Source organism: Paenibacillus camelliae (assembly GCF_023715345.1).
In the GTDB taxonomy this organism is placed as follows: domain Bacteria; phylum Bacillota; class Bacilli; order Paenibacillales; family Paenibacillaceae; genus Pristimantibacillus; species Pristimantibacillus camelliae.
In genome coordinates, this window is sequence record NZ_JAMBNY010000017.1 from 14716 (window position 1) to 28026 (window position 13311).

Below are 13311 nucleotides of genomic sequence, written 5' to 3' on the forward strand. Positions count from 1 at the left end.
AATTTCAATAATTACTGCGGTTAGCAGCAACTAAAATAAAAAGCTTGCCTGCACAGACCCACAAGCGGCGGTCTACACAGACAAGCTTTACTTTGTTACTTATTTTACGAGATCTTCAACAAACTTCGGCAGGATGAAGGCAGCCTTATGCAAGCGCGGGCTGTAATATTTTGTGTCCAGCTCCGGCAGTGCAGAAGTGTCCACCTCAAGTGGATCATACTTTTTACTTCCCATTGTAAAGGTCCATAGTCCGCTTGGATACGTTGGAATATTGGCTCCGTATACACGAACAATCGGGAATACTTCCTTCACATCACGATTTACTGTTTGAATAAGATCGGCTTTAAACCAAGGATTATCTGTTTGTGCAACGAAGATTCCATCTTCTTTTAACGCTTCATAGATTCCTTGATAGAAGCCGCGTGTGAACAGATTAGCTGCAGGTCCAACTGGCTCAGTTGAATCAACCATGATGACATCATACGTATTTTTATGATCATGAATATGCATAAAACCATCATTAACGATTACCTCAACGCGAGGATTGTCTAGCTCACCTGCAATCGTTGGCAAATACTTTTTGGAGTATTCAATAACTTTACCATCAATATCAACAAGCACCGCTTTTTTAACCTTTGGGTGCTTCATAATTTCACGAATAACACCACCGTCACCACCGCCTACTACGAGCACATGCTCTGGATTCGGATGTGTGAACAAGATGGGATGAGCAACCATTTCATGGTATACGAACTCATCCTTAACTGTAGTCATAACCATACCGTCAAGAACAAGCATGGTCCCAAATTCTTCAGTTTCAATCATATCTAGCTGTTGGAATTCTGTTTGCTCATTAACATAAGTTTTCGTAATCTTCGCAGTAATACCGAAGCTTTCAGTTTGTTTCTCTGTATACCATAATTCCATGTCCAATACCCTCTTTCTCTCAGTGGTTCAAAAAGTAATTATAGAGTAACAGATCAAAAAATCAACATAAATTTGTAAATCTGAAGAAATAAATATTTATGCCTATATCCAGATACTGTGAATATCAAACAAGCTAACGCTCCATACTACTGATATAGCTAGTTATTGCCAGTTAACGAGGTGAGACAGATGTCTAATCAATCCAAGCAACCGAAGAGACCACGCTTTCCGCTATTAGCAGAGCGTTATCTTTTTCATATCATTCGTTTTAACCGCTGGCTGCGCAGAGGCATCATCGCGCTCGCTGTCGTGATGGGACTTACACTTGGCGGCTTGTATTACTTGAAGCAGCAGGATCTGCCTGCCTCCAGCATCAGCCAAGCAAGTCAGCTTGTTGATCGTAACGGTGAACTAATCAGCTATTTCCATACGGGAGTCAATCGGCGTGCAGTATCGCTCTCTGAGATGTCCCCCTATGTTATTCAAGCAACACTCGCCATAGAGGATCAACGTTTTTATTCACATTTCGGATTCGATATTAAGGGACTAGCTCGCGCGGTTATTGTTAATGTCAGCTCACTATCGGCAAAGCAAGGAGCCAGCACGTTAACACAGCAGCTTGCCCGTAATCTGTATCTTACACATGAGAAAACATTCGAACGAAAAATAAAAGAAGCGATTTATACCGCACAGCTTGAGATGAAATATTCCAAGGATGAAATTCTGGAGATGTATCTCAATCAAATTTACTATGGCCATGGCGCTTATGGCATTGAAGCGGCAGCCAGATATTTTTTTAACAAGCCTGCCAGTGAGCTTAATTTGGCAGAAAGTACGATGTTAGCTGGTATTCCCAAAGGCCCAACATACTATTCGCCGCTAAATGATATGCACAACGCTAAACGCAGACAATCGCTCATATTACAGGCGATGGTGGAAAATGGCTACATTAATGAAGAGCAAAAAGCGGAAGCCTATCTACAAGTTTTAAGCTTTACGGCAACTGAGGATGAAAACTTAGTCCATGAAACTGATGCTTCTTATTTTAAAGATTACGTCATTCAAACGGCGATTCATGAGCTTGGAATCGATGAGCAGCTGCTTTATGAGGGTGGGGTAACGATATATACGACGCTAGACAATGAGATGCAGCGCATTGCCGAGCAACAGATTATTAATGGATTGCCAGCAAGCAGCGAGCAGCAGGCTGCACTTGTGGCGATTGATCCGCGTAATGGGCATATTAAAGCGATGGTTGGTGGAAGAAGCTACGAAAACAATCAGTACAATCGAGCGATCGCTACAACTAGACAGCCAGGCTCTACGTTTAAGCCGTTTTTATATATTACGGCACTCAGGCAGCACGAGCTGACCGTTCGCTCAGCCTTCAAAAGTGAGCCTACCGTCTTTACTTACGATGATGGAAGGAAAACATATGAGCCGCAAAACTACGGTGATAAGTACGTCAATGACTATATTACTTTACGCAAGGCGATTGCGAGCTCTGATAATATATATGCGGTAAGCACGATGATGCAGGTCGGACCAGAAGCGGTCATCGAAACAACAAGAAAGCTTGGTATCCGCTCGCCACTAGAGGCAGTACCTTCACTTGCTCTAGGCACGTCTCCAATCAGTCCACTTGAGCTTGCATCAGCCTACGGTGTGTTTGCCAATCAAGGTGTATACAACAAGCCGATCTCTATTCTAAAGGTTGTCAATAAAAGTGGTAAGACGATATACGAGGCTAACTACGAGCCAACGGTTGCGATAAGTGAAGAGGAAGCCTTTTTAATGACCTCTTTATTAGAGGATGTTTTTGAGCCTGGAGGGACCGCACACCGCGTTCAGTCTATCCTTCATCGACCAGTCGCTGGAAAAAGCGGAACGACCCCAGTTGATGCATGGATGATTGGCTATACGCCAGAGCTGAGCACTGCTGTCTGGGTCGGATATGATAAGGATCGTTACTTAACAGTAGCAGAGTCTCATCGAGCTGCACCAATATTCGCGAATTTCATGGAGAACGCGCTACATTCGATTCCTCCAAAAATGTTTCCAATTCCAGAAAATATCGTTTCGGTATATATAGATGAAGAAACAGGATTATTAGCATCTGAGGCTTGCCCTTCGGACACATTAGAATACTTTCTTGCAGGCACAGAACCAACCCAATACTGCGAATCAGCTGATGAGGAGCTGACTAGCGATGAGGAAGCTGCTCCACAGCCTTCTATAGAAATGAATGAACACAAAAGCTACCGCAATTGGTGGGAACAAGTTAAAAAATGGTGGATGCGCTAATCAAAACTAAATGTTTGTCCAAATTTTGATTAAAATGTGAAAAGTATTTGAACAATGTGACGACTTTGTGATATATTAAGACTAAGTAAACCTTTACATCCTTACTAAGGAGTGTGATTGGTATGAATTCCAACACAAAATCAATGAATATACGTAACGTAATGACAGAACAACCTGATGCATCGAAGCTCGTCAAAATTATGACGATCATTGCCTGGCTCGTATTAGGCATTGGTGTTGTATTGTGTTTGGCTAATATTACAGAGTTTAATGATCGCAATTGGGGACTAATGATCGGTATTGGTTTCCTAGTAGGCAGCGTTCACATTTACGTAATAGGCACTGCAATCGCCCTTGTGCACAAGCGTGCCTCACATCAAGCATCGCAAAGTGATGTAAAATCCAACTAATTCATTTCGTAACCTTTAAATAAGGAAGCAACGCGTCTTCGGTAGTCGAGGATGCCTTGCTTCCTTATTTTTTTGCCTTTTACCACTGTTTTACAAAGATAAGTATATGTTATGTCGATCAAGTGAAAGATCTTTGACGAATATAAGACGAATTATTTACGGAATCGCAAACCATAGAGTCTTTTTATCGATTATTTGTTATCTTAAGACGTAAGTTAAATAATTCAAGGAGTGAAACTTTCATGAGACCTGTTTTTCGAAAGCTGTCGGCTATGCTAAGTGTCACATTGTTACTAATCTTGACCGGATGTAGCAACGAAAAATACTTAGTACTAGATCCTAAAGGTCCAATCGCCTCAGCTCAAAAGGACTTGATCCTAATTACAGTGGCGATATGTACTGCGATTGCGATACCTGTTTTTATTATTACAGCAGTCATTGTGTGGCGGTACAGAGAACGCCCTAACAGCAAAGCTTCCTATAAGCCTAATTGGGAGCACAGCACTAAATTGGAGCTCACGTGGTGGGGTATTCCAATTATCGCAATCATCATTCTAGCAATTGTTACGGTTAACTATACGTATAAGCTAGAGCCATCAACAGCTATTCAATCGGATAAGGAGCCTATCGAAATTCAAGTCACTTCACTCGACTGGAAATGGTTGTTCACTTATCCTGAACAAGGTGTTGCAACGATTAACTATGTTCAAATGCCTGTCGATACACCCGTTCGTTTCAAGCTGACATCAGATATGGCAATGAACTCATTCTGGATTCCTAGTTTAGGTGGTCAATTATATACAATGAGCGGAATGGCCATGACACTACATCTTCTAGCAGATGAGGAAGGCAGCTATTACGGCTCAGGCGCCAACTTTACTGGTGAGCACTTTGCACAAATGACCTTCACTGCTAACGTAACCTCTCAAGAGGAATTCGATGCATGGGTTAAAGATGTGAAGTCTACTGAAGCTGCCCTAACGGAAGAAGACGTAGTTAAGTTGAAAGAGAAGGGTACACATGAGGTTGCTCAATTCTCCAGCTTCCCAGACAACGTATTCTATGACATTATGATGCAGTACGTTGAAGAAGGCGAAAAAGGTGCGCATGCACACCATGTTACAACATCCGAAGACGCTGAAGCTTCTGAGCATCAGCATCACTAATTGGAGATAAGGAAAGGAGCTCAAATTCGATGTTTGAAACGATTAAAGAGTTTGCATCGGAGTTTTTCGTCACGGGCGACCCAATGATTCTGGGTGCTCAAGTATCGATTGCTTTGGCGATGGTTGCCATCGTATTCGTACTGACGTACTTCAAAAAATGGCGTTGGCTATGGTCAGAATGGTTAACTTCTGTCGATCATAAAAAGATTGGTATTATGTATATCATCTGTTCTATCCTGATGCTTTTCCGTGGTGGCGTTGACGCATTATTGATGCGTGTTCAGCTCGCAGCACCTGAGCTAGAGTTCTTGCACGCAGATCACTACAATCAGATCTTCACTACGCACGGCGTTATTATGATTCTATTTATGGCGATGCCATTAATGTTCGGTTTGTTCAATATTATCGTTCCATTGCAAATCGGTGCGCGCGACGTTGCGTTCCCATTCCTAAACTCATTCAGCTTCTGGATGTTCTTCGCAGGTGCAATGCTGTTCAACCTTTCCTTCGTTATTGGTGGTTCACCAGACGCTGGTTGGCTAGCATATCCACCATTATCTGAACTTACAGGTAGCCCTGGGGTAGGACAGGATTTCTATATTTGGGGTATTCAGATATCCGGTGTAGGTTCCCTAGCGTCCGGTATCAACTTTGTCGTAACGATTCTTAAAATGCGTGCACCTGGCATGAAGCTAATGAAAATGCCAATGTTCTCTTGGTCTGTTCTTGCTTCATCCGTAACCATTATGTTCGCATTCCCAATTCTTACAGTTACATTATTCCTATTGTTCTTAGACCGCTATGTTGGCGCACACTTCTTTACAGTTGACGCCGGCGGTAACCCAATGATGTATCTTAACTTGATCTGGATGTGGGGTCACCCAGAGGTATATATTGTCGTCTTGCCTGCATTCGGTATTTTCTCAGAGGTTGTTGCAACCTTCTCGAAAAAGAAAATCTTTGGTTACAAGTCCATGGTATTCGCTCTAATGTCCATTAGCTTCTTCTCCTTCTTTACTTGGGCCCATCACTTCTTCACAATGGGTTCTGGAGCAAACGTTAATGCGTTCTTCGCGGTTACAACGATGATTATCGCAATCCCTACCGGGGTTAAAGTGTTTAACTGGCTGTTTACGATGTATCGCGGTAAGCTATCCTTCCCTACACCTATGATGTGGGCAGTCGCATTTATTCCGTGTTTCGTCGTGGGTGGTATGACAGGGGTTATGCTTTCCGTAGCACCTGCTGACTTCCAGTTCCATAACAGCTACTTCTTGATCGCTCACTTCCACCAAGTACTAATCGGTGGTGTAGTCTTCGGTTACTTTGCAGGTCTTTACTACTGGTGGCCAAAAATGTTCGGCTTCAAGCTGCATGAAGGCTTAGGCAAATGGGCATTCTGGTTCTGGAATATCGGTTTCTATGTGTGCTTCATGCCGCAATACGCACTTGGTCTAATGGGTATGACTCGTCGCTTTAATGAGTATAATTTCGATATGGGCTGGCAGCCGCTTAACGTTGTTTCAACGATCGGTGCTTTCCTAATGGGTATCGCATTTATCTTCCAAGTATGGCAAATCGCGCACAGCATTCGCTTTATGAAGAAAGAAAACACTGGCGACAACTGGGGCCAAGGACGTACACTTGAGTGGTCTATTCCTTCTCCTGCGCCATTCTACAACTTTGCACGTACTCCAAAAGTCGTTGCACAAGATGACTGGTGGGAAAAACAACAACGTCGTGAGAGAGGCGAAGCAGATCCAGCTGAGGTTATCGCTGCAGATAATGCACCTCTTGAACCGATTCATATGCCTAAAAACTCGGGCATCCCAATTATTATGTCCGGCTTCTGGTTCATCGCAGGTTTCGGCTTTGTATGGGACTGGACATGGATGGTTGTACTAGGTCTAGTCGGCGTTGCCGTATCTATGCTTGCACGTTCCTTCAATTACAACGATGACTACTATGTACAGGCTGATGAAATCGAACGTATTGAAGCCGCTGCTGCAAGGGGGGCTAATTAATGTCACAAGCAAATGCTCATTCACATGATCATGGTCATCACGATCAAGAGTCGCTAAAGCAATTTGGCTTCTGGCTCTTCATGATTACTGACGTTATATTGTTCGCAACATTGTTTGCCACATTCGTTGTATTGCGCGGCAATACAGCAAGTGGACCAATTGGTGCCGAGCTTATCGAAATGAACGGGATTATTGTTTCTACGTTCATCCTATTAACAAGTAGCTTTACAAGTGGATTGGCGCTGCTATCCATGAATAAAGGAGATAAAAAAGGACTTATTCTATGGCTAGCTGTTTCCGCATTGCTCGGCTTATCCTTTATCTACCTTGAAGTAAATGAATTTATTCATCTTGTTCATGAGGGTGCTAACATCGGCACAAGTGCTTATTGGTCAGCATTCTTTACACTTGTAGGTACGCATGGTCTCCACGTATCTATTGGTATCGTATGGATGACGGCGATTATTTTCCAAATCGCAAGACGCGGCATTACACCGGTGACGAAGCGTAAGGTCAACATTATTAGCTTGTATTGGCACTTCTTGGATGCAGTGTGGATCTTCGTCTTTTCCATCGTCTACCTTATGGAGGTGATGTAGTATGGCATCTCAAAACCATTCACATGAAGAAACAGGCCATACACATGGTTCACTAAAATCGTATATTATCGGTTTTGTGTTATCCATTGTTCTAACGATCATTCCGCTCGTTGCGGTCATGAACGATATGTTTAACAAGAGCACGACGATTGTTATTATTCTCGTAACCGCAGTGCTACAGTTTCTAGTACAGCTTCTATTCTTCATGCATATTCGCGAAGAGGATAAGCCGCGCTACAACTCTATTTCATTGATTTTTGCTATATTGCTTCTGTTGACAATCGTGATCGGATCAATCTGGATTATGACTTACAACCAGGTTGCTGTATAAGCGAACTCATTATAACGGATGGAGAATTCACTCCATTAAAAAGCTCCCCTACGTTAGTCAGGATTGTTCATATCCTGCTACATCAGGGGAGCTTTTTTTTCATATTACATATATTCATTGATATCGTCGTCTTACTCTGTTATGTACTTAACGCCTCTAGCGAGTATTGGAACAAAGCATCCATCTCTATCGCTTGAATCATCGTTAGAAGCTGTTTAGATTCATCATCAAGCGTTGAACTTAGCTTCACTACCTCAATAAATTGCTCACTGCTCCAGCCTCCATGTTGAAAGGATTGCAATATCGTATTGCTGCGTAGTTCATTAACCTGCCCTCGCCAATGCTGCTGGAGCCACTCGGATACACGCTGCTGAACCTGCTGCATAACGGGGTGACGGGAGGCTTGCCAGAACCAGTATCTCGCGTTAGAGTAGTCGGATTCCATTCGATGCATAATGCCGTGCCAGTAAGCTCCTGTCATATCGTGCTCGATCTGCTGAGCATAGGAATGAGATAGGCTTAAGCTTTCGTTGCGCAGATGAAGAGCAGCGATGATGGTTATTATTTCTGTACTGCTTCCCCATTCGTTTAGCGCTTCAATTCTTGGCTTCAATGAAGGATTCCACGTTTTGCTTGGGAAAAGTGATACTGGCTCTGTTCTTTGGTCAAGTATTTCGATAATAGCAGTAATATCTGATTTCATCATGTTCGTCTCCCTTCATATTCATATCATCTATTTTGTAGAAGACTAATAGCTAATCGTACATCACATACCCTGATTCAGGATGATAGGGTGCGAATCCTGCCATGCTGCGTAGGCGATAACGAATCGGATGGTTACTGCCAATCAGTATGCTGTTGCGAATATCACGTTCCTCTGCAGCTTGCAGTGTAAAAGCATACGTATGCGGAAAGACAACCTGCAATGTGTTATAGATTGCATTGCTTCTAACATCTAGCTTCCCTTTATTTGTTACATTAATTAGTAATGTGCCTTGACGCTTAAGCTTCGCTCGTGCCATATCAAAAAACTGCACCGTTGACAAATGCTGAGGATTACCTTTGCTAGTAAAGGCATCTAATACAATACAATCAAAAAGGCGCTGCTCCTGCTCTAGCAGCAATCGTCCATCACCAATCAATATAGGACTCCCCTTCCAGCCAAAGTGCTGCTGACTTAGCTGCACTACTGTTTCACTGATCTCTGCAGTCACGCAGTTGCTGTCAGCGAAATAGCTCGATAAGGTACCGATACCATGACCAATAATAAAAATATCGTCGCCGCCGTTATTTTCTTTTGTACTGTTATGCTCTATCAGATGAATCAATGCTCGAGGATATTCAAAGAGGATACGGTCTGGCTGCTGTAAATCTATCGCCCCCTGCACCGCATCATCGGCAAATTGCAGCACACGAAAGCTTCCTTTTTCGTCAAACAGCGTATTTGTTTCATATACAAGTACCCGTTCATCTGCTGCTCCGTGAGAAGCTAGTATATTCATGATAGCTTCCTTCCCTGTATGTACGTCTTATAAAGTTATTATAAATGAAGGCTCAAAAAGTACAACTTCGCCTTAACGAAAAAAAGAAGCAACTCTAGGCCATAACTTCAGCTTTGAGTCACTTCATTATTTGTATGTGAAATTTGCATGATATCTTCCCGATCTTATGCTTCCACAACTACGATATGCTCTGGCACATTCAATACAAGCTGACTTCTAATCCCGGAATTGGCAAAGCGATTGCTTTCATATTCAAGCGGCTGTATAAACACATACAGCACCTCGCCTACCTGACTTGTTCGAAGCAGCTTCTGTTCGGTCAGCGGTACAGGCTTCTCTGCTTCATACCGTACAGTGCCAAGCAATGTGATATCCTGAAGTCCTGCTTGTTGCTCAAGCTCGTAGCTAAGTGAGCCTTTTATCACGATCTTTTCAATATGCTGCTCAGGGAGCTGGACACTTTCTTCAATAAAAGCATGTCTCTCCTTCACATGAAAGGCTTCATTGACTTCCCCTAACAGCCCACTCGACATTAGCGCAGCAAGCATGAGTGCTCCTGCACCAATACAGCCAACAAACCACACCGCCACCCAGTTATACTGAAGCTTATATTTCTTCAAAAAGCGTTCAGAGTGCACGACGATTAGCTCAATACCAAGCATAATAAAGACGACCGGCGCCAGCCACAGTAGCAGCTGATAAGCAGATGTAGTTTGCCATAGGGAAGCAGAAAAAGCTACACCAATACCAATCAAGGTTAATCCCATAGAATAGGTTCCTATTCTCCATATTCTATGATCATCTCTAGCCTTCTCCTGCAGTCCATTCGACATGGATGTCACCACCTGTTCCATTAGTCCTCCCTCCTATAGCGCTCTTTGTTCGATGCATTGGTACCAAATAACAGCTTAATGCCAAGCAGTATTAGGATAAATGCAATGACGATCGTCGGAATCATATACTTAAACTCAACATATTGTCTCCACAGCTCATGAAATCTAGGTTGAATCACCTGCTGTGCGATTCGATCAAGTAAATAGTAAATACCTACGAGCAGCAACCCTGCACCAATCCAGCGTTGATATGGCATAAAGGAGGCTACAAACGGCTCATCCTGCAATCCATGCTCGCTTAGCTTTCTTAGCTGAACCATCACGTCGAAGAATGCAAAGCACCATAGCAGTGGAAGTAAGAATAGAAACAATGTTAAGCGAAGCTGATCCATTACAAATATACTGATTAAAAATAATCCCATTAGCTGCAAGCCTCGTTGCTGCAAGCCAAGATATAAATGACCTGCACCAGGGAAAATCGATAGGATCATTGCAGTTGCTCGATTTTTCTTGCCGCTCGCTAGATGCTCTTCTACATGTGCGAACAATGACTGATCCTCAAGCAGCTCGCCTCTTTGCTTGCGAGCTAACAACGACATCGCGTCGAACATGCTGTAGATCCAAATAATCGGCAGTGCCAGCCACAGCACTAATATACTTGGTGTTCTAAGGACTGTAGCAACAAATAATACGACGCCAAAGCCACCAATAAACGTAATCATCAGTGTAATTCCGCGCTGCATCAACCCCATATACATATGTCCAAGACCCGGCAGTATAGACAGCATCATCATCTTTGTTTTTTCCTGCTGCTCAACGACGTGCAACGGATCAGGTTCGATTACAATTCCATTCTGTACGACAGCCTGTGGTTGAAATGCGCGATGCTTTCCATTGGCGATCGTAATGATCATATCGAGCATATTCAAGCAAGCGAATATAAAGGAAATAACTAAACCTACAGCGATGTCATTGCCGTAAACGTTACCATCGGTTATTAATAACAAGAACATGAACCCGAGTGGCCCAAAAAAACCCCCCGCGTAAAATAAAAAACGGATGATGCGTCCAATATACAAATGTCCGACTCCAGGTATAAACGACAGTAAAAACGCAACTAACGGACTTTTTGCCTCCAACCTATTCACTCTCCTATCTATTTATAGAATGTAGAATTATTCAAATCTACGTTCCTGTATTTGATGTAGCCATTGAGTCGCTTTATCAAGCCATCGCTCGGATTGCGGTATGAGGACTTGATCCGACTGTTCAGTAAGTGGCTGCTCTATACCTTGCTCCAGCTGAACCATAGAGCTTGAGATGGCACCTATAACCCCAGTGCCGACTAGTAGCACGGTTATAGATGCAGCGACAGCAACTTGAGCTAGCGGACGTTGAATCCATCTATGTTTCTTCGGTTTTTGTTCAGCCTCAATGGCAAATAGGATATGCTCGGCAGCCTGTTCAGCCGAAGGGAGATATTGTGGCACCTCGACACTCGTCCAATGAATAAACCGTTCAAGACAAGCATCGCATAGCTGAATTTCGAGCTCCACACGCTGACGATCCACCTGTGACAGCTTGTTTTGTACATACCCTTGCATTTCTAGATCTGTAATATGCAGTTTTTCTTCCTTCATTCAAAGTCCTCCCTTCGCCAATGCCGTTTTAGCCATAATCTCGCGCGGTATAATCTTGATTCGACTGATTTCTTCTCAAGTTGAAGCTCACTTGCTATTTCCTCATATGATTTCTCATCAATATAAAACGAATGAATGACATCCTTATAATGCTCCGGCATGCGGTCCAGCTCTTCCTGAATGAAGACCTTGCGCTCCTGCAGCATGATGGCTTGCTCCGTAGAGAGTATAGTAGAATCCGCTTGCTGTGCATGATCTTCTATCCATTGCTCATCCTGTGCGACCGTCACCTTCTGCCGTGCGAGCTTTCGACGCATATCAATCGCGCGATTTACCGTTATGCGCGTGATCCAAGTCTTTAGCCCTTGATTACGGTATTCGGGGAGAGCGCGATAAATTTGAACGAACACTTCCTGTGTTACGTCTTCTGCATCCTGATGATGATGGAGCACCGCATAGGCTGTTCGATATACATGCTCGTAATATGCCTTTACAAAATCCTTATAGGCTGCAGCACCACCTGTATAGATTTTGTTGATCCATTCCTGCTCAGTAATCTCGCTCTCCCTCCTCTCCACATGAATAGACGAATCTCAACACAGTGACCACTGCGCATTTCGTAAAAAAATAAAAAAATCTTCTCGTGCTCTAAGCAGCTGCGTGCTACAGCTTCTTTTCACACAAGAAGATTAATGATTAACATTAGTCAGCGAGTAACGTTTTAAGCTCCTCTGGGGAATGCTCCCACCATTCCAGATTATGCTCCATCAGCAGCTTGCGGAGTGCTGCTTTTTCGATAGGGCCAATATTATCAAGCATATAGCGACGCTTAATCGCAGCATCCAATCGATTCACATGATCGGCAAGAATTTTCCATCCACGTCTTGCTTCACTGTCAATCAGCATCTCACAGGAGGTAGCACCAGCATAATAAGCCCCTTCCTCTGATCGTTCAACAGCTACCCAAACAACCCAGCATGGACGACCGTTCGGTGTATCTTCTTTATTCGGAGTGAATTTAATACCACGTTCGATTTTGCTTTTAGCATGCATCGCTCCTACATCTAGGTAAGCGACACCTTCATCAATAATGACACATGCTACATCGCTAAGATCGATAGAACCAGCACCGAAACCTCTATGTTTCTTATTGCTCACAACGTTGAGCGTTAATGATCTTTTTTCCTTTTTCTCTGGTTGTGGGGATTGATTTGTATCCTCTGTCACTTTGCTCACACCCTTCCAATAGAAGTCTTTATTCAATAAAAGCTTTGAGACCTCGTTACTATAATCGTTCAAAAGATTGGCTCCCGATGAATGCTATGCTCGACGTCGAATATGCTATGAAACACTACATCGTCATCAAAGCCAAGCTTTTTGACCTCATCTTCCAATAAAAGTTCAAAAGGTTTGGCTTTCAGGACCGAGAGCATAGCATGAAGCTAGGGAACGAGGAGCACAGCGTACGTCATTATGTACGTGAGCACCACAGGCTCCCGATGAATGCTATGATCGACGTCGAATGCGCTATAAAACAGTACATCGTCATCAAAGCCAAGCTTTTTGACCTCATCT

14 protein-coding genes are annotated in these 13311 nt (G+C 43.3%); 6 read left to right on the forward strand and 8 right to left on the reverse strand.

The window, feature by feature from the left end:
• Positions 1-99: 99 nt before the first annotated feature.
• Complete coding sequence (gene speE, locus M3180_RS19405) at positions 100-927, reverse strand: polyamine aminopropyltransferase (RefSeq protein WP_251670608.1); 828 nt, start codon at positions 925-927, stop codon at positions 100-102.
• Between the two features lie 189 nt (positions 928-1116).
• Between speE and M3180_RS19410 the strand changes: the two genes are divergently transcribed.
• From M3180_RS19410 to cyoD, 6 genes are all read left to right on the forward strand, one after another.
• Entirely contained in the window at positions 1117-3231 is a 2115-nt protein-coding gene (locus tag M3180_RS19410; protein WP_251670609.1) for a transglycosylase domain-containing protein, read from the forward strand.
• A 122-nt stretch (positions 3232-3353) separates the two neighbouring features.
• A complete protein-coding gene (locus M3180_RS19415) occupies positions 3354-3641 on the forward strand; it encodes a hypothetical protein (RefSeq protein ID WP_251670611.1) in 288 nt (95 codons plus the stop codon).
• A gap of 242 nt (positions 3642-3883) precedes the next feature.
• The gene (gene cyoA, locus M3180_RS19420) at positions 3884-4807 is read left to right on the forward strand and encodes a ubiquinol oxidase subunit II (RefSeq protein WP_251670612.1); all 924 of its coding nucleotides are present in this window, start codon (positions 3884-3886) and stop codon (positions 4805-4807) included.
• Between the two features lie 29 nt (positions 4808-4836).
• Positions 4837-6831 (forward strand): cbb3-type cytochrome c oxidase subunit I, encoded by a 1995-nt coding sequence (locus M3180_RS19425; RefSeq protein ID WP_251670614.1) that lies wholly within the window; start codon positions 4837-4839, stop codon positions 6829-6831.
• Complete coding sequence (locus M3180_RS19430) at positions 6831-7430, forward strand: cytochrome (ubi)quinol oxidase subunit III (protein ID WP_251670616.1); 600 nt, start codon at positions 6831-6833, stop codon at positions 7428-7430. The genes M3180_RS19425 and M3180_RS19430 overlap by 1 nt, the downstream gene beginning before the upstream one ends.
• A 1-nt stretch (position 7431) precedes the next feature.
• Complete coding sequence (gene cyoD, locus M3180_RS19435) at positions 7432-7761, forward strand: cytochrome o ubiquinol oxidase subunit IV (RefSeq protein WP_251670617.1); 330 nt, start codon at positions 7432-7434, stop codon at positions 7759-7761.
• 139 nt (positions 7762-7900) lie between these two features.
• On the opposite strand, the gene M3180_RS19440 is transcribed toward cyoD, so the two are convergent.
• The 7 genes from M3180_RS19440 to M3180_RS19470 all read right to left on the reverse strand — a co-directional run bounded on the left by M3180_RS19440 (position 7901) and on the right by M3180_RS19470 (position 12963).
• Positions 7901-8467, reverse strand: coding sequence for a hypothetical protein (locus M3180_RS19440; RefSeq protein ID WP_251670619.1), 567 nt, complete (start codon positions 8465-8467; stop codon positions 7901-7903).
• 49 nt (positions 8468-8516) lie between these two features.
• On the reverse strand, positions 8517-9263 hold the full coding sequence (locus tag M3180_RS19445; RefSeq protein ID WP_251670620.1) for a spermidine synthase: 747 nt from the start codon (positions 9261-9263) through the stop codon (positions 8517-8519).
• A 164-nt stretch (positions 9264-9427) separates the two neighbouring features.
• On the reverse strand, positions 9428-10117 hold the full coding sequence (locus M3180_RS19450; protein WP_251670621.1) for a YidH family protein: 690 nt from the start codon (positions 10115-10117) through the stop codon (positions 9428-9430).
• Entirely contained in the window at positions 10117-11235 is a 1119-nt protein-coding gene (locus M3180_RS19455) for a hypothetical protein (protein ID WP_251670622.1), read from the reverse strand. Before M3180_RS19455 ends, M3180_RS19450 begins: the two co-directional genes overlap by 1 nt.
• Positions 11236-11271: 36 nt before the next feature.
• Positions 11272-11736, reverse strand: coding sequence for a hypothetical protein (locus tag M3180_RS19460; RefSeq protein WP_251670623.1), 465 nt, complete (start codon positions 11734-11736; stop codon positions 11272-11274).
• Positions 11733-12314 carry an RNA polymerase sigma factor gene (locus M3180_RS19465; protein WP_251670624.1) on the reverse strand — a complete coding sequence of 194 codons (582 nt, stop codon included), beginning with the start codon at positions 12312-12314 and terminating at the stop codon, positions 11733-11735. The genes M3180_RS19460 and M3180_RS19465 overlap by 4 nt, the downstream gene beginning before the upstream one ends.
• 124 nt (positions 12315-12438) lie before the next feature.
• Positions 12439-12963 carry a YwhD family protein gene (locus M3180_RS19470; protein ID WP_251670697.1) on the reverse strand — a complete coding sequence of 175 codons (525 nt, stop codon included), beginning with the start codon at positions 12961-12963 and terminating at the stop codon, positions 12439-12441.
• Positions 12964-13311 lie beyond the last annotated feature (348 nt).